Source organism: Nocardiopsis sp. LDBS0036, from assembly GCF_041228755.1.
Lineage (GTDB): Bacteria > Actinomycetota > Actinomycetes > Streptosporangiales > Streptosporangiaceae > Nocardiopsis > Nocardiopsis dassonvillei.
This window is the reverse complement of record NZ_CP141103.1, coordinates 1,203,725-1,219,567: the sequence shown is the minus strand read 5'-3', so window position 1 is coordinate 1,219,567 and position 15,843 is coordinate 1,203,725. Positions and strand designations below refer to the sequence as shown.

Genomic DNA, 15,843 nt, shown 5'->3' with positions numbered 1-15,843 from the left:
TTCGATGAGCGTTGACCTGCACCACACCGAGAGCGGACCGGCCGACGCGCCGCCCCTGCTGCTCGGCGGCTCCCTGGGCACCACCACGCGGATGTGGGACCCGCAGGTGGAGGCCCTCTCGACCGTCTTCCGGGTGATCCGCTTCGACCACCGCGGACACGGTGACTCACCCGTTCCCGAGGGGCCCTACAGCATGGCCGACCTGGGCGGCGACGTCATCGCGCTGATGGACCGGCTGGGCATCGAACGCGCCCACTACGCGGGGCTGTCCATCGGCGGCATGGTCGGCCAGTGGCTGGCCGTCCACCACCCCGGACGCATCGACCGTCTGGCCCTGCTGGCCACCTCCCCCCACATGGGCCCGGCCCGGAACTGGCGGGACCGCGCCGCGCTGGTGCGCGCCGAGGGCACCGGGGCCGTGGCGGACTCGGTGGTGGAGCGCTGGTTCACCCCGGCCTTCGCCGAGGACCGCCCGGCCGAGGTCGCCGTGCTGCGGGACCAGGTCGCCGCCACCGCGCCGGAGGGGTACGCGGGCTGCTGCGAGGCCATCGAGACCCACGACGTGCGTGAGGACCTGCACCGGATCAGCGCGCCCACGCTGGTCGTCGCCGGGGCCGACGACCCCTCCACGCCGCCCGCCGGGAACGCCGAGCTGATCGCCGAGCGCGTCCCCGGCGCGCGCCTGGTGGTCCTGGAGGAGGCCGCGCACCTGCTGTCCTGGCAGCGCAGCGCCGAGGTCAACACCCTGCTCGCCCAGCACTTCGCGTCCGCCGACCGCCACGGAGCGGGGACGTAGGTGTGCCGCGCCGTGCCGGGCGACGAGCACGTGGACCGGGCCCGGGCGCGCACGACCGGCTTCACCGAACCGTTCCAGGGCCTCATCACCCGCTACGCCTGGGGCGAGTTCTGGGCCCGTCCGGGCCTGGACCGCCGCACCCGCAGCCGCGTGGTGCTCACCGCGCTGGTCGCGCACGGGCACTGGGACGAGCTGGCCATGCACGTGCGCACTGCCCTGCGCAACGGGCTGGAGCCCGACGAGACCGGCGGGGTGTTCCTCCAGTCCGCCGTCTACCGCGGAGTGCCCGCCGCCGACCGGGCCCTCGGCATCGCCCGGGAGGTCCTCGCCGAACAGGACGGGTAGAGGTGAGGGGCGCTGGTCAGGGTCGTGCGCTGACCAGCGCCCTCGCGCATCCGGCCCGGGGACGCGAGGTCCACGGCGCGACGCCGACCGGGGTCCTCCACCCGGACACACCCGGTCGGGTGCGGGCCACGTCGCGCCGGGCCGCCGGGTCAGCGCTTGAAGGCCACGCCAGCCAGCTCCCACAGCTTGACCTTGGGGTCGGCGGGACGGAACACCGGGTCGATGTCCGGGTGGCGCCAGGTGGCGCAGTCCACCGCGCGCGGGCCCCCGTCGCGCCCGTCGGTCCAGGGGCTGGCCAGGTCCAGGCCGTCGAAGACCGCCGAGGCCTCCTCGGGGCTGCGCACCCGGCCCCACGGGGTGCCGAAGGACAGGATCTTGTCGGTCATCCACACGGCGGAGGCCGGATCGTCGGAGACGATGTGGGAGGAGATCAGACACGATCCCGGGGCCAGGCGGTCCATGAGGGCGCGCACCATGCCGAAGGGGTCGCTGTCGTCGGGGATGCAGTGCAGCAGCGAGACCAGCATCACGCACACGGGCAGGTCGGTGTCGATGAGCCTGGTGGTCTCGGGGGAGCTCAGGATCTCCTCGGTGTCGCGGATGTCGGCCAGCAGGAACGAGGTCTGCCCGCTGTCGCTGATCAGCGCCCGGCCGTGCGCGAGCACGATGGGGTCGTGGTCGACGTAGACCACCCGGGCCCGCGGGTTGGCCTGCTGGGCGGCGTGGTGCGTGTTGTTGGCGGTGGGCAGCCCGGCCCCCAGATCGAGGAACTGCTCCACCCCCTGGGCCGCCACGTACTCCACCGCGCGCGAGAGGTAGGCGCGGTTGTCGTTGGCGAAGGCGACCAGTTCGGGGATACCGTCCGCGAGTGCCTCGCAGGCCTTGCGGTCGGCCTCGAAGTTGTCCTTACCCCCCAGGAGGTAGTCGTACATGCGTGCGATGCTGGGGGTTTCCATGTCGATGTTGGGGGGGAAGTGATCGGCCATGAAGGATACCCATCCGATGAAGTGACGAGGCGAGTTCTCTGGCCGAATGGTAACCGTGATCCCACGTCCTTGTGGAGTTTTCCACAACAAAGTTCGAAGTGCGTATTCGGCACCCCATACGCTCACGTTCCGGTCCCTGTTCGCGGTTGTCCGAAACCGGGCAGATCATCGGCCACGAGTCCGGGAGCCGCGGCCCTGACGCGCTCGCCGGAGCCCTCCGGGGGGCTCGGCCGGGCGGGAAGCGGCGGCGCGGACCAGAACGCGGCGGCCGAGCCGGGATCCGCCGTGTTCGCCGGGGGAGGCGGTTCGTCGACGGTATCCAATACCGCTTCTCCGTCATTTCTCCCGATTGTCGGATATTCGCCCGAAAATCCTTTTGCGGTGGCCGTGGAAAACGCTTTGACCTGCGCCACGAGCGCGCGCCGCTCCCGGCCCAGCCACCGGGTCAGCACGAACGGATCGCGGTCGGCCTCGGTGCCCAGCTCCGCCACCGCCGCCACCAGGTGCGCGCACCTGGCGTCCCACCGGTCACAGGAGCAGGTCGCCACCAGCGCGTCCCACCCGCGCGGCACCAGGTCCCACCCCAGCAGCGAGAACACCCGGGCCGCCGCCACCGGCAGCTCACCGGCCAGGATCCGGGCGCGGAACACCGGCTGGGAGGCCAGCGCGGCGCACAGGCGCTCCCACTCGGCCTCCGGCGGCACCGTGCGGATCAGGCTCACCTCGTGCGCGCCCGGGCCGCGCACCCGTCCCGTGACCTCGCCCGGACGCACCGACAGCCGCTCCACCCGCGCGTTCCCGGAGGCCGGGCCCGGCTCCCCCAGGGCCTGCGCGAACAGCGGCGACCACGCGCTCACTCGGCCACCGCCTCCGGGGACAACCGCACGACCTCGCGCAGGTCCTGGACGGACAACCCGGTCAGCCACGCCTCACCGGTGGCCACGGCGCCGTCGGCCAGCGCGCTCTTGCGCTCGATCATCTCGTCCACCCGCTCCTCGACCGTGCCCACGCACACCATCTTGCGCACCTGCACGTCCCGCCGCTGGCCGATCCGGAACGCCCGGTCGGTGGCCTGGTTCTCCACCGCCGGGTTCCACCAGCGGTCCACGTGCACCACGTGGTTGGCCGCGGTCAGGTTCAGCCCCGTCCCGGCGGCCTTGAGCGAGAGCAGGAACACCGCCGGGCCCTCCATCTCCTGGAAGCGCTGCGTCATCTCCTCCCGCTCCGCCCGCGGAGTGCCCCCGTGCAGCCACAGCACCGGCACCCCCAGACGCGAACGCAGGTAGGGGGCCAGGCGCTCACCGAAGCGCGCGTACTGGGTGAAGCACAGGGCCTTGTCGCCCTCGGCCGCGGCCGAGGCCAGGATCGCCTCCACCCGCTCCAGCTTGCCCGAGCGCCCCGACAGCGCCGAGCCGTCCCCCAGGAACTGCGCCGGGTGGTTGCAGATCTGCTTGAGCCGCGACATCGTCGCCAGCACCAGCCCCTTGCGCTCCTTCTCTGTCGCCTCGGCCAGCCGCTCGCCCATCTCGTCCACCACCGCCTTGTACAGCGAGGCCTGTTCCGGGGTGAGCGTGCACCAGGTGCGCATCTCCAGCTTCTCGGGCAGGTCGGCGATGATCGACCGGTCGGTCTTGAGGCGGCGCAGCACGAACGGCCCGGTCATGCGGCGCACCAGCGCGGTGTCGGGCCCCTCCTCGCCCTCGACCGCCCGCTCGAAGGCCGCCGCCGTGCCCAGCAGCCCCGGGTTGGCGAACTCCATCACCGACCACAGCTCGCCCAGGTTGTTCTCCACCGGGGTGCCGGTGAGCGCGATCCGCGTGGCCGCGGGCAGCGACCGCACCGCGCGGGCCTGCCGGGTGCCGTGGTTCTTGAGCGCCTGAGCCTCGTCGCACACCACCCGGTGCCAGGGCATGCCCGCCAGCTCCTCGCTGTCGCGGGTGACCACGCCGTAGGTGGTGACGACCAGGTCGCACGAGCCCACCAGGCGGGCCAGGGCGTTGCCCGAGGGCCGGTCCGGGCCGTGCTGGACGTGCACCCGCAGCGAGGGCGCGAACCGCTCGGCCTCGCGACGCCAGTTGCCCACGAGCGAGACCGGGCACACCAGCAGGGTCGGCCCCGGAGCGGGTTCGCGCAGCCGCTCGTCGGTGAGCAGGGCCAGCAGCTGCACGGTCTTGCCCAGGCCCATGTCGTCGGCCAGGACCGCGCCCAGGCCCAACTCGCCCAGGAAGCGCAGCCACGACGCGCCCCGGTCCTGGTAGGGGCGCAGCGAACCCCGGAAACCGGACGGTGTGCCCATCGGGCGAGGCTCGGCCTTGGCGCCCCCGTCCAGCAGCGCGCCCAGCGGACCGGAGGCGACCGCGTCGGCCACCGGCAGGGGAGTGGTGCCCTCCACCCCGATGGCCGTGCGCAGCGCCTCGTCGGTGCGCATCCAGTGGCCGCCGCGCCGCTTGACCAGGTCCAGGGTGGCGCTGAGCCGCTCGGGGTCCACCTCCAGCCACCGGCCGCGCACGCGCACCAGCGAACGCTTGAGGTGGGCCAGCTCGGCGAGTTCGGCCAGCTCGTCCTCGCCGAGCGGTACGGACTCCTCGCCGTCGCGCCCCTGGAGCAGGGCCTCGAAGGACACGTTGACCAGCTCGGAGGGGCCCACCCCGCCGCCCCCGCGTCGGCGGGGCGCCTCCTCGACCGCCACCCGCAGGCCCAGGGCGGGCCTGCCGCGCCACTCGGGCAGGACCACCCCGAACCCGGCGCCGCTCAGCCGGGCGGCGCCCTCGGCCACGAACCGCTCGGCGTCCTCCGTGCTCATCAGCAGCCGGGCCGGGGCCAGGTCGCGCAGCGCGCGGCGCAGCGGCGGATGGTGGCGCGCGGCCCGGCGCAGATCGGCCAGGGCGGTGGCGCCCACGTCGGCGGGCAGCCAGGCGGCGCCCTCGCCCTGCCACACCTGTTCCAGGGGCAGGCGCAGGCCGGGGTCGCTGACCGAGCGCACCCAGAACTCCAGTGCCCACGGCCCCGCGCGGTCGGGTTCGCGCAGCAGGAACAGCAGCGCCGCCCGCCCCGCGCCGCGCACCCGCGAGCGCCACTCGCGCAGGGGTCCGCGCAGCCGGGCGGCGGTGTCGGCGCCGATCCCGTCCGGGGCGCCGGTGAGCGCGGCGGCCAGCCGCTGGCCGGGGGCGGCGCCGTCGTCGGAGGTCTGTTCCGGGCTGGTCCGGCCCTGGCCTGCCGGGTCGGTCCGGGACTGGTCCACTGGGTCGGTCCGGCCCTGGTCTGCCGGGTCGGTCCGGGCCCGGTGCGCGCGGCGGGGCCGGACCAGGCGGCGGGCCGCCGCGTCGGTGAGCAGTTCCAGGGGGGCGAGCACGCAGGCCCGGGCGATCGCGTCGGGCGGCTCCCCGGGCAGGTGGGCGCGGGCGGAGGGCGGCAGGGCGCCGGTGAGCGCGGCCAGGTGCTCCTCCGCCCAGTCCAGCGGCGCGGGCCGCCAGCGGGCCCGGGCGGGGTCGCCCACCAGGTCGGGCAGCACGCACCCGGAGGTGACCAGGAGTTCGGCGAAGTCGCGGACCGCGCGCAGATGGGCCAGCGAGGGACCGGAGGCGGTGCCGGGGATGTCGCGTGCGGGTGCGGCCAGGAGGGCCTCGGCGGAGGCGGCGTCCAGCCGCAGGGCGGGCACCCGCCAGGGGTGGAAGGCGGCCGGTGCGGTGCCGGGGGCGCGGGTGGAGGGGAAGGGGGCGGAGGTGTCCCCGGGCAGGGACAGGTCCAGGGTGCCGTGCGCGGCGGAGTCCGCCCCGATCCCCGCGTCCACCAGGAGTGCGCTCAGGTCGCGGGCCCCCAGGGCGAACGGGTGCGGGCGCGCACGGCCGTGCGCGCCCCCGGCCGGAGGAGGGGTGGAGGGGGAGGACCCGGCCCGGTCGGACTCGGCCCACACCGCCAGCGCGTCTCCGGCCCACACGCCGTGCAGAACCCGCACCGCACCTCCCGCGTCCTCGCTGACCATCGGCCCCAGTATGGCCGGGGGCGGCGACAGACCGTGACGCGCGCCTGGGAGGAGGAGCGTCTCGCGCTCGGCGGCTGGCCCTTGCCGGAAGTTCCCCGGGCCTGTGACAGGTGTCGCTGCGGGAGGGCGTTCAACGGTGGGGGTTCGGGGGTGGTTGCTCGCTTCGGCGGTGGCACCAGCTGCCGCGTAGTGGTGCGGGAGGGTGACCAACGGTTGGTGTTCGGGGGTGGTGGGGCTCTGCTGCGGTGGCAGCGAAGGCGGCGGGTGTCTGGGGGCTCCGATCAACGACCTGGTTGCGGGTGGTGGTCGAGGTAGCGGTGTCAGCTGCCGCGAGGTGGTGCGGGAGGGCGATCAACGGTTGGTGTTCGGGGGTGGTGGGGCTTTGCTGCGTTGGCGCCAAAGGCGGCGGGGCTGGCGGGCCTTGGGCAGCGGTGCTGGCCCCCGGGGGTGGGGGTGGGCGACGGTGGCAGCGACCACGGTGGGCGCGGGGCCCGGGCTGCCTGTCGGGCGCGGGCATGCCGGGGGCCGGCACGACCCGGGAGTCATTTCCGGGGTGGTGGATCCGGATCCCTGCCGGGTGGGTGGTCTCCTCCCCGTCCTCGTCCCCATCCCCGCCCTTGTCCTTGTCCCTGGTGGTGGTGTGTGCGGAGTTCGCGTTGGTACTTGGCCCGGTTGTGCGGCCCGCACAGCGGTTGGAGGTTGGCGACCACGGTGCGTCCGCCTCGGGAGAACGACTGCACGTGGTCGGCTTGGCACAACGCCACCGGTACCTCGCATCCGCCCGGGTGGGCGCAGGTGGCGTGTCCGTGGAAGGCGGCGGTGCGTTGGCGGGTTGAGGCCAGGCGGCGGCTGTGGCCCACATCCAACACCTGCCCGGTGGGCGGGGCGGTGAGCATCCGCACCACCTCGGAATCGGCGGCCAACTCGTGCACCAGCCCGACCGGGATCACCCGACCGTGCTCGTCCAACGCGGGCCTTTCCTGACCCTGAGCGTCCAGGTAGGTCTGCACGGGCACCACGATGCGGATCTGCGCCAACGGAGCCGGAGCGTTGCCGCATCCGGTGTGGGTGGTGGCAAAACGCAGCGCCGCGATGAGCGCGTCGTGCTCGCGCTGGGACCGGGACCGGGTGTCACCTTCCCCGGGTGGGGTGGTGAAGGTGTCGATGGCCGCGCGCACGATCAACGCATCCCCGGACCCGCCCCAGGCCTGGAGTTGGTAGCTGCCCTGGAACGTGTCATGGACCGTCAGTCCACGGGCGGCATGGGCGGCTTCGTGGTCGCGGTCCAGGCGGTGGGGGTCCAAACGGTAGGCGACCTGGCGGGCCACCGACTGGAGCTGGTTGACCGACAACGCGGGCCGCTCCGCCTTGGCCGCCACCAGCGCCGCTTCGAACCCCTCCCGGTACTCCCCCTCATCGGGAAAGTGGTCCTCATCGCGGGTCTGGACGGCTTTGTCGGTGGCTTTGGCGATCGCGACCGCCTCACCCAACACCACCCTGCCCTCAGCTACTGCTTGGGCAGTGGCGGGCAGCGTCTCCTCCTGCACGTGCTGGGCCAAACGGGCCAAATCCTTGGCCTGGGCAGTGGGGACCTTGCAGCGATGGGTGATCCACTTGTCCAACGTGCTGTAGCCGCTGTAGCGGGCGACCTCACCACGTGCGTACAGGCGCGCCATCTGCGTCAACGCCTGGTAGCGGATCTTCTCCAGCTGGGCCCACAGCGCCGCGATCTCCTCCGCGGCGGTCTCGTCGGCCCCGGGCGGGACTTCGGCGTTCAACGCTTGGTGGATGATCTTGCGCGCACCGGCCAGCGCGGCCACGGCCGGGGAACATTCCCCGGGGGCCGCTTTGGGTGCTGCGATCATCATCTCCATACTTCTTATTATAGGCCAGTGGTCGCCATTTCTCCACTATTCACAGCCGGAATTAGAAGCCTTTATTTCCTGGGGTCATCCTTGGCTGAAAGGCTGCAATTGGGGCGGGCTCAAAAGGTGTCCAAAAAGGCACGGCCAGAATGAGCACTCGACGTTAGAGCGATTGTCGCCCTCCCCGGCCGCAGGGGCCGGGGTCGTTGCCCGAGGCTGGAGGGCCTGCTTGCCGTTGGTGTCGACGCAGCAGAGCCCGACCATCCCTACACCCCGGGCGCTGGTCGCCCTCCGGTGGTCGCTCCCTCCTTTGGTGCCGCTGTTCGTCCGATGCCCAACCCTTCACCGGCCCCGACCGCTCTCCGCCGTCCGTACCCTTTCGCGGCAGCTGGCGCGCTTTCGTTGCCGCCAGAAACCCCCGACAAGAAGGGCGTAGGGGAGAGACCTGTGGACGGCCCCTCCCTGCCCCTCGATCCATTATCCTTATTGGTCGCCGAGTGTTTCAGGGCACACCAAAACCTCCGTGGGTGGGATCCCCCCTATTTCCAGGAAACCATCACCACGCCACCCACGGCCACCCCCAACACCCACCTGTGGAAAACGTGGCCGCCTACGCCCTCTCAACACCCCCGCACCTCTCAACACCCCGTCCCCTCGGCGGTCTACAGGTTGCGCGGTACCTCGTTGCCCACCGCGAGAATCCCCTCGCGCATGCGCGTGCGCCACAGCAGCAGACCGCCGATGACGAAGAACACGATCAGCGACAGGATCGCCATCCGGTAGCCGCCGGTGAGGGAGACGGCCACGGTCACGGTCAGCGATCCCAGGAAGCTCGATCCCTTGTCCGAGATCTGGTACAGACTGAAGTACTCCGCCTCGCGCCCACGGGGGATGAGCTGGGAGTACAGCGACCGGGCCAGCGACTGGGTGCCGCCCAGCACCAGGCCGATGCCCACGCCCATGGCCACGAACAGCGGCACGTTCCCGACCGGGAGGAAGTAGGCCGCCGCCACGAGCGAGCTCCACACCGCGAGCGTGGCCAGCACGGTGTTCTTGCTGCCCAGGACCCGGGCCACCCGGCCGGTCAGGAAGGCGCCCCCGAAGGCCACGAACTGGATGATGAGGATGGTGACGATCAGGACGTTCTGGTCCAGTCCCAGATCCTGGGTGGCGAAGGGCGCCGCGTAGCGGATGGCCGCCTGCACACCGTCGTTGAACAGGATGAACGCCAGGAGAAAGAGAATCGTGTTCGGGTATTTGCGCATGTCCTTGAGCGTGTGCCCGAACTGGCGCAGCGACCGTCCCACCTTCGGTCGCCCCCGGCTGCTCGCCGCCAGGGCGCCGTAGCGGTTGCGCAGCGGCCGCACCGCCAGGACGGTGAACCCCGCCCACCACAGGCCGCAGGAGGCGAAGGCGATGCGCGCGGCGTCGTCCGTGCCCAGGCCCAGGGACGGAGCGCCGACCACCAGGCCTAGGTGGACGGCGAGCAGCAGGGCCCCGCCGAGGTAGCCGATGCCCCAGCCGGTGACCGAGACCCGGTCGCGTTCCTCGGCCGTGGCCACCTCGGGCAGGAACGCGTTGTAGACCACGCCCGCCAGCCCGTACAGCAGGTTGGCCAGCACGAACAGTACCGAGGCCACCAGGTAGCCGTCGGTGGCGAAGTACAGCCCCAGCGTGCACGCCGACCCGCCTACGGCGAGCCAGAGCAGCCACCGCTTCTTGTGCCGCGAGTGGTCGACCATCGACCCCACGATCGGCAGGCACAGGATCTGGAGCAGGATCGCCACCGTGGTCAGCGCCGGGTAGAGCGCGTTGGGGTGCAGCGAGAGGAAGTCCAGGCCCAGCGGGCTGATGGACAGCGCGGGGTCTAGGCAGGACGCGGCGTCAGGGGCCCCGGCCGACACACACGCCAGGTTGCTCAGGTACGGGCCGATGAGCACGGTCACCACCGAGGTGGTGAACACCGAGTTGGCCCAGTCATAGAGGTACCAGCCGCGCTGTTCGCGCCTGCGCTGGCCGGGATCGGCGGAGGGGGCGCCGGTGGCGTCCGTCTCCGGTGGTGTGGTGGCCATGGGGGCTATCCGTTCCGCTGGGGGGAGTCGGTGGGAGAGTCGCTGGAGGTGCCGGTGGGGTCGGAGGGGGTGCGGCCGGGCCACTGGCCCCGCCGGACGAGGAGTTCCCTGAGGGCGCTCGTGTTGTCGGTGACGATGCCGTCCACCCCCGCGTCGAGCAGGCGCTCCATCGTCCCCGGTTCGTTGATGGTCCACACGTGCACCTGCATGCCCAGGCGGTGGGCGGTGGCGATCAGGTCCCGGCTGAGCAGCGGGATGGCGCCGTGGCGCAGCGGGATCTGCGCGCAGACCGGGACCCGGCTGGCCAGGGAGCGCAGCAGCGGGGACAGGGAGGCCGCCCGCAGCCGGACCACGTCCAGGGGACCGCAGGAGGTGGCCACGGGCCGGTCGAAGAGCCGCCGCGCCCGGTCCAGGCGGCGCTGGTCGAAGGAGCCCACGCACACCCGGTCCCAGGCGTTGGTGCGGCGCAGCGCCTCACGCAAGGGCAGGACCGCGGCGTCGGCCTTGACGTCGATGTTGAACCGCGCCTCCGGCCAGGTCCCCAACAGGTCCTCCAGCACCGGGACCGGTTCGCGTCCGGCCACCCGGGCGCGGGCCACCTCGCGGTGGGGCAGGTCGCCGATCGCGCCGCGCATGTCGGTGGCGCGGTCCAGGGTGGGGTCGTGGAAGGCCATGAGGACGCCGTCGCTGGTGGCGTGCACGTCCGTCTCCAGGTACGTGTAGCCGAGGTCGACGGCGTACTGGAAGGCCGCGGCCGTGTTCTCCAGTTCGGTGCGGCGCACGCCCTGGTCGTCGGGGAGCCACCCGCCGCGGTGGGCGAGGGCCACGGGCACGGGGGAGGAGAGGTAGGCGGAAGTCACGCATGCAGTATGCCGGTTTCGGGCGGCTGCGCGCCCTGCGCCCGGGGGCGGCGGAACATTCCCGAAACCTGGAATGCCAGCTGGCACGGGGACGGTGGCGGCGCCTCTGTGCAGGGTGAAGGCGGAACGTCATCCTCCCGGAAGGGACCTGTTCATGTCGTACACCCCTCACCGCCACCCCTGCCCCCGGCCCCTGTGCGCCCACGGCGCTCCCGCGTACCACCGGCCGGTCCGCACCCCCGCGCGCACGCCCCTGCCTCCGCGCCACGCGCCCGTGCGCCGGTGCGGGCCCCCACTCCTGGCGGGCCACCGCACCCCCGGCCCCGTGCATTTGCTGGCCCAGCGCGTGGCGGAGGTCCTGGTCGGCCGCCGCACCCCCGAGGCGCTGCGCGACCAGGTGACCGTCCCGGTCCGCGAGGAGCTGCGCCGTCTGCGGGGCACGGTCTCCTGCGAGCTGGCGCCGAGGCTGACCCAGGTCTACCACCAGCCCGTGGACGCCGACGGCGTGGAGGCCAACGCCGTGATCCGCTGCGACCGCCGCTCCCGGGTGTTCGCCTTCCGGGCCCGGCGGGAGGCGGACGGCCGCTGGGTGTGCACCCGGTTGGAGACCGACGGCGCCGTGCGCGGCCGGGGCGGGATGCCCGTCGAGCCGACCGGGTGAGGCCCCGTGCCGGGCCGCGGGACGAACGCGGGGCCGCGGGTCCCGCGGCCCGGCGGTGTCCGCCCGCGTCGCCGCCGCTTCCCACGCCCGCCTCCCCGCGGAGTCCCGTGGGCTGGTCCGCGGGCGGGCGTCCTCCGTTCGTCCGGGCCCGGCGCGGACGCGGGTTCCGCCGGACGGAGAGCACCTGGATTTCCGGAGAGAAGCCTGGATAGGGTCCCCCTGGGGTGTTCTCCGGACCGGAGCGCGTCCCGTCTTCGAACGGCGGCGTCCGTCGCGGCCCGACCGTTCCCGGCACGCGGTGGCCCCCAACGACGGTCCCACCGCCAAGCGAAAAGGAGGGGGCGGTCACGGCGCTCCCCGCGCCGGGACGGCCATCCGTTGTATGAAACCTGCTGACATCGCCCACCTGCACAGCATCGGCGCTCCCACCCTGTCCCCCGACGGCCGCCGCGCGGTCTTCGCCGTGACCCGGCCGGACCTGGAGGAGGACGCCTACCTGGGCTCCCTGTGGTCCGTGCCCACCGACGGCTCCGCGCCGCCCGCCCGGCTCACCCGGGGCACCAGGGACAACGGCCCGGTGTTCTCCCCGGACGGGCGGTGGATCGCCTTCCTGCGCCCCGACGAGGACAAGCGCCCGCAGGTCCACGTCCTGCCCGCCGACGGCGGCGAGCCCTGGAAGGTCACCTCCCACCCGCTGGGCGCGGGCGCCCCGCGCTGGAGCCCGGACTCCACCCGGATCGCCTACACAGCCCGTGTCCCCGAGCCCCACCGCTACGTGGACCGGGAGCCGGGCAAGGAGCCGCCCCGGCGGATCACGCAGCTCAAGTACCGGCTGGACGACCTCGGGTTCGCCAACGACCGGCGCACGCACGTGTTCGTCTCCGCGCCCCTGGACCCCTCGGGCGAGGCCGGGGAACCGGTCCAGGTGACCCGGGGCGACTTCGAGCACCGGTCCGTGTCCTGGAGACCCGACGGCACCGAGCTGGTCTTCGCGGCCGCGCGCCACGCCACCCGTGACACGGATCTGGTGGAGGACCTGTGGGCGTGCGCGCCGGAGGAGGGCGCCGAGCCGCGCCGGGTCACCGCCGGGAACCTGGACGCCGTGCGGGGCGAGTTCTCCGAGGAAGGCGCCACCGTCTACTTCCTCGGCGACGAGCTCGGCCCGGACCTGGACGACTTCGTGGGCCAGACCAGCGCCCTGTGGTCGGTGCCCGCCGACGCCTCGGCGGCGCCCGTCCGGCTGACCCCCTCCCACAACCCGCGGATGGCCGGAGGTCCCAAGGTCACCGGGCAGGGCCTGCTCGGTCTGGCGGAGAACCGGGGCGCGGTGGACCTGGTCCTGGTGCCCTTCGGGGGCGGCGAGCCCGAGACGGTGCTCGGCGGTCCGGTGCAGGTCCAGTCCTTCGACAGCGCGGGCGGCGTCACCGTCGCGGTGGTCGCAGACGGCCGCAGCAGCGGTGAACTGGTCCTGGTCGGTGACGGGGGCACGCGGGCGCTCACGGAGTTCGCCGGCGCCCTGGACCCCCTGCCGATGAGGGAGCTGACGGCCCACACCGCCGACGGCTACCCCGTGCACGGGTGGGTCACCGTGCCCGAGGGCGAGGGCCCGCACCCGGTGGTGCTGATGATCCACGGGGGTCCCTTCGCCCAGTACGGCCACCAGCTCTTCGACGAGACGCAGGTCTACGCGGCGGCCGGGTACGCCGTGGTGATGTGCAACCCGCGCGGCTCCTCGGGCTACGGGCACGAGCACGGCCGGGCCGTCATCGGCTCGGTGGGCGCGACCACCGCCACCGACGTGCTGGCCTTCCTGGACGCGGCGCTGGAGGACGAGCGGCTGGACTCCTCGCGGGTGGGCGTCATGGGCGGATCCCACGGCGGGTTCATGACCACCTGGATCGCCGCCCACCACGGCGAGCGGTTCCGGGCGGCGATCAGCGAGCGCGCGGTCAACGCCATCGACAGCTTCCACGGCTCCTCCGACATCGGCTCGTTCTTCCCCGGGCCGCTGTACGGGCCGCCGCAGACCTGGGCCGAGGAGAGTCCGCTCACCTACGCCGACCGGATCGACGTCCCGTTCCTGATCATCCACTCCGAGGAGGACTGGCGCTGCCCGGTGGAGCAGGCGCAGCGCCTGTTCGTGGCGTTGAAGCTGCGCGGTCAGGAGGTGGAGATGCTGCTCTTCCCCGCTGAGGGGCACGAGCTGTCGCGTTCGGGCCTGCCCAGCCACCGCGTCGCCCGCTTCGAGGCGGTCCTGGACTGGTGGCAGCGACACCTGTGACATGCGCGGGGGCGGGGGACCGCCCCCGCCCCTTCCAGTGGTTCGCGTGATACACACCACTTTTTCTGCGGCCTTTGCCTCGTTTTGGGCTGTCTTCAGAGGGGAGAACTAGGGCCCGTCACGCCCGCTCGGGCGGGCTTTCCGGGCCTCTTGTTATGGAACCGCTGGTCAGAGGGTTGCCCAAGGGAAGGTAACGAAAGGGTCGCGACCGCTCCCGGTGGTGAATTAGTGTTCCCTCAGGCCGGAACGCCCCCGTTAGTCACCACAAGGGTGACGGCGTCCGGTTTCCGTCGCACTCTCGCTCACGAGCAGTCCTTTCCCATGAGCAGAGGCCACCGCAGAACTCCGGCACACCTCCCTCGGCCCCCTTGAGCGCCGCCCGCCGGGATCCCCCTCGCCGCATTCCACGCGTCCTCACCCGGGCGCGTCCTCGGGATGCCCTGCGCTGGTAGACGGGTGTGGGAGAAAGGCAGTCGGTCCCTTGACTCGCAACCCCGAGCCCGGAAGGCGCAGCAGGCGCCGTGTCGCGACGGTCGGCTGCGCCACCCTGGGCGCCGTCGTCCTGTCCTCGGGCGTGGCCTTCGCCGAGCCCACCGCAGAGGAGGCCCGCGAACGCTACGAGCAGCTCCAGGAGGAGCTCTCGGCCCTGAACGAGGCCTACAACCAGGCCGAGGAGGACCACGCGGCCGCCGAGGCGGAACTGGAGGAGGTCGAGGAGCAGCTCGCCAGGGCCCAGGAGGAACTGGAGACCATGTCCGGCACGGTCGCCGGGATCGCCCAGACCGCCTATACCGGGTCCACGCACAGCCTCTTCACGGTCCTGTTCCGCGGCGACCCGGACGCGTCGCTGCAGAACATCGCCGACCTGAACTTCCTGTCCATGGGACAGGACGCCGTCCTGGACGACTACGTCGCCCAGGTGGAGCGCGCCGAGGACCTGCGCGACCAGGCGGCCGAGTCGGAGGCGGACGCCTCCACCGCGCTCTCCGAGGCCGAGACGGCCAAGGAGGAGGGCGAGGCCGCCCTGGACGAGCAGTCCGAGGTCCTGGAGAGCCTGGACGGGCAGGACCCGACCGCCTCCGAGGCCTCCACGGGCGGCGGCGAGGCCGTCGCGGCCTCCGGTGACGTCCAGGCCGTCCTGGACTTCGCCCGCGCCCAGATCGGCAAGCCCTACGTCTGGGGCGGTACCGGTCCCGACGGCTACGACTGCTCGGGCCTGGTCCAGGCGGCGTGGGCCCAGGCGGGGGTCAACCTGCCCCGCACGACCTACGACCAGGTCAACGCCGGCACCCGGATCTCGCGCGACGAGGTCCAGCCCGGGGACCTGCTGTTCTTCTACAGCGAGTCCTCGCCCAGCCACGTGGGGATCTACTCCGGCAACGGCAACATGATCCACGGCTCCAACCCGTCCAAGCCGCTGGAGGAGGTCTCCCTGGCCGCCTACTGGGACAGCGTCTTCACCGTCGCCGTCCGCGTCGGCTAGTGGGCCGACCGGAACCGTCACTCGTGTGACGCGAGGGCTCCGGCCCGCGGTGGTCCTGTACTCACAGCCGGTGCCGGAGCTCCAGAAGCGCTGTGGGTACAAGGGTCGCGCCGCACGGGTTCGGCCGACGCATCCTTCTCGCGAGCGGGTCGGGGACGCGGGTTCCGGACGGCGGTGCGCTCCGCGTATTCTGCCGCCCATGGGACCTCTCGTGTTCAGGGTCGCGGCCGCGGTCGCGGTCGTCATCGCCTTCTTCTGGATCCTGTCCGTCGTGGTCGGCCTCCTGGTCTGGCTCCTGATGGTCGCCCTGCTCGCGGGCGTGGTCTACCTCGGCGTCCGGATGCTCAGGGCGCAGAGCGGCCAGGACCGCTGACCGCGCACCTCCTGTCGGGGACGCGCCGCCCGAACCCGTGCGGCGCGTCCCCGCACGTGTGCCCGGTCCGTTCGCCGCGGACCCGTTTCCTGACACATGGGCGAAGGCCTCCGCGGTGGAGCCGAGTGAGGGTATGGTT

General features: G+C 72.8%; 12 protein-coding genes. 6 read left to right on the top strand and 6 right to left on the bottom strand.

Translation table 11 applies throughout. From position 1 onward, the window contains the following. Positions 1–4 precede the first annotated feature (4 nt). A complete protein-coding gene (gene pcaD / locus UIS43_RS05090; RefSeq protein WP_013153312.1) occupies positions 5–796 on the top strand; it encodes a 3-oxoadipate enol-lactonase in 792 nt (263 codons plus the stop codon). A 12-nt stretch (positions 797–808) separates the two neighbouring features. Beyond that, entirely contained in the window at positions 809–1,141 is a 333-nt protein-coding gene (locus UIS43_RS05085; RefSeq protein WP_370012604.1) for a carboxymuconolactone decarboxylase family protein, read from the top strand. Between the two features lie 149 nt (positions 1,142–1,290). Here the strand turns inward: UIS43_RS05085 and UIS43_RS05080 are convergent, their stop codons facing one another. The 6 genes from UIS43_RS05080 to UIS43_RS05055 form a co-directional block, all read right to left on the bottom strand. After that, entirely contained in the window at positions 1,291–2,127 is an 837-nt protein-coding gene (locus tag UIS43_RS05080; protein ID WP_013153310.1) for an SAM-dependent methyltransferase, read from the bottom strand. Positions 2,128–2,249: 122 nt separating this feature from the next. Then, a complete protein-coding gene (locus tag UIS43_RS05075; protein WP_013153309.1) occupies positions 2,250–2,984 on the bottom strand; it encodes a hypothetical protein in 735 nt (244 codons plus the stop codon). Next, positions 2,981–6,109, bottom strand: coding sequence for an SNF2-related protein (locus tag UIS43_RS05070; RefSeq protein WP_370012603.1), 3,129 nt, complete (start codon positions 6,107–6,109; stop codon positions 2,981–2,983). Before UIS43_RS05070 ends, UIS43_RS05075 begins: the two co-directional genes overlap by 4 nt. 542 nt (positions 6,110–6,651) lie before the next feature. Continuing rightward, a complete protein-coding gene (locus UIS43_RS05065; RefSeq protein ID WP_370013229.1) occupies positions 6,652–7,974 on the bottom strand; it encodes a DUF222 domain-containing protein in 1,323 nt (440 codons plus the stop codon). A gap of 662 nt (positions 7,975–8,636) precedes the next feature. Next, complete coding sequence (locus tag UIS43_RS05060; protein ID WP_071622164.1) at positions 8,637–10,046, bottom strand: MFS transporter; 1,410 nt, start codon at positions 10,044–10,046, stop codon at positions 8,637–8,639. A gap of 5 nt (positions 10,047–10,051) precedes the next feature. Then, positions 10,052–10,906 carry a glycerophosphodiester phosphodiesterase gene (locus UIS43_RS05055; protein ID WP_358170762.1) on the bottom strand — a complete coding sequence of 285 codons (855 nt, stop codon included), beginning with the start codon at positions 10,904–10,906 and terminating at the stop codon, positions 10,052–10,054. A gap of 325 nt (positions 10,907–11,231) precedes the next feature. On the opposite strand from UIS43_RS05055, the gene UIS43_RS05050 reads away from it, so the two are divergent. The 4 genes from UIS43_RS05050 (at position 11,232) to UIS43_RS05035 (ending at position 15,704) form a co-directional block, all read left to right on the top strand. Further along, the gene (locus tag UIS43_RS05050) at positions 11,232–11,567 is read left to right on the top strand and encodes an Rv3235 family protein (protein WP_370012601.1); all 336 of its coding nucleotides are present in this window, start codon (positions 11,232–11,234) and stop codon (positions 11,565–11,567) included. A gap of 382 nt (positions 11,568–11,949) precedes the next feature. After that, positions 11,950–13,848 carry an alpha/beta fold hydrolase gene (locus tag UIS43_RS05045; RefSeq protein WP_370012600.1) on the top strand — a complete coding sequence of 633 codons (1,899 nt, stop codon included), beginning with the start codon at positions 11,950–11,952 and terminating at the stop codon, positions 13,846–13,848. 481 nt (positions 13,849–14,329) lie between these two features. After that, a complete protein-coding gene (locus UIS43_RS05040; protein WP_013153302.1) occupies positions 14,330–15,331 on the top strand; it encodes a C40 family peptidase in 1,002 nt (333 codons plus the stop codon). Between the two features lie 199 nt (positions 15,332–15,530). After that, positions 15,531–15,704, top strand: a complete 174-nt coding sequence (locus UIS43_RS05035; protein WP_041552714.1) for a hypothetical protein — start codon at positions 15,531–15,533, stop codon at positions 15,702–15,704. Positions 15,705–15,843 lie beyond the last annotated feature (139 nt).

Excerpts from the sequence above, each read along its gene's own strand:
- pcaD (WP_013153312.1), top strand. The coding sequence starts at position 5 with ATGAGCGTTGACCTGCACCACACCGAGAGCGGACCGGCCGACGCGCCG.
- UIS43_RS05080 (WP_013153310.1), bottom strand. The coding sequence starts at position 2,127 with ATGGCCGATCACTTCCCCCCCAACATCGACATGGAAACCCCCAGCATC.
- UIS43_RS05070 (WP_370012603.1), bottom strand. The coding sequence starts at position 6,109 with ATGGTCAGCGAGGACGCGGGAGGTGCGGTGCGGGTTCTGCACGGCGTG.
- UIS43_RS05065 (WP_370013229.1), bottom strand. The coding sequence starts at position 7,974 with ATGATCGCAGCACCCAAAGCGGCCCCCGGGGAATGTTCCCCGGCCGTG.
- UIS43_RS05060 (WP_071622164.1), bottom strand. The coding sequence starts at position 10,046 with ATGGCCACCACACCACCGGAGACGGACGCCACCGGCGCCCCCTCCGCC.
- UIS43_RS05045 (WP_370012600.1), top strand. The coding sequence starts at position 11,950 with ATGAAACCTGCTGACATCGCCCACCTGCACAGCATCGGCGCTCCCACC.
- UIS43_RS05035 (WP_041552714.1), top strand. The coding sequence starts at position 15,531 with ATGGGACCTCTCGTGTTCAGGGTCGCGGCCGCGGTCGCGGTCGTCATC.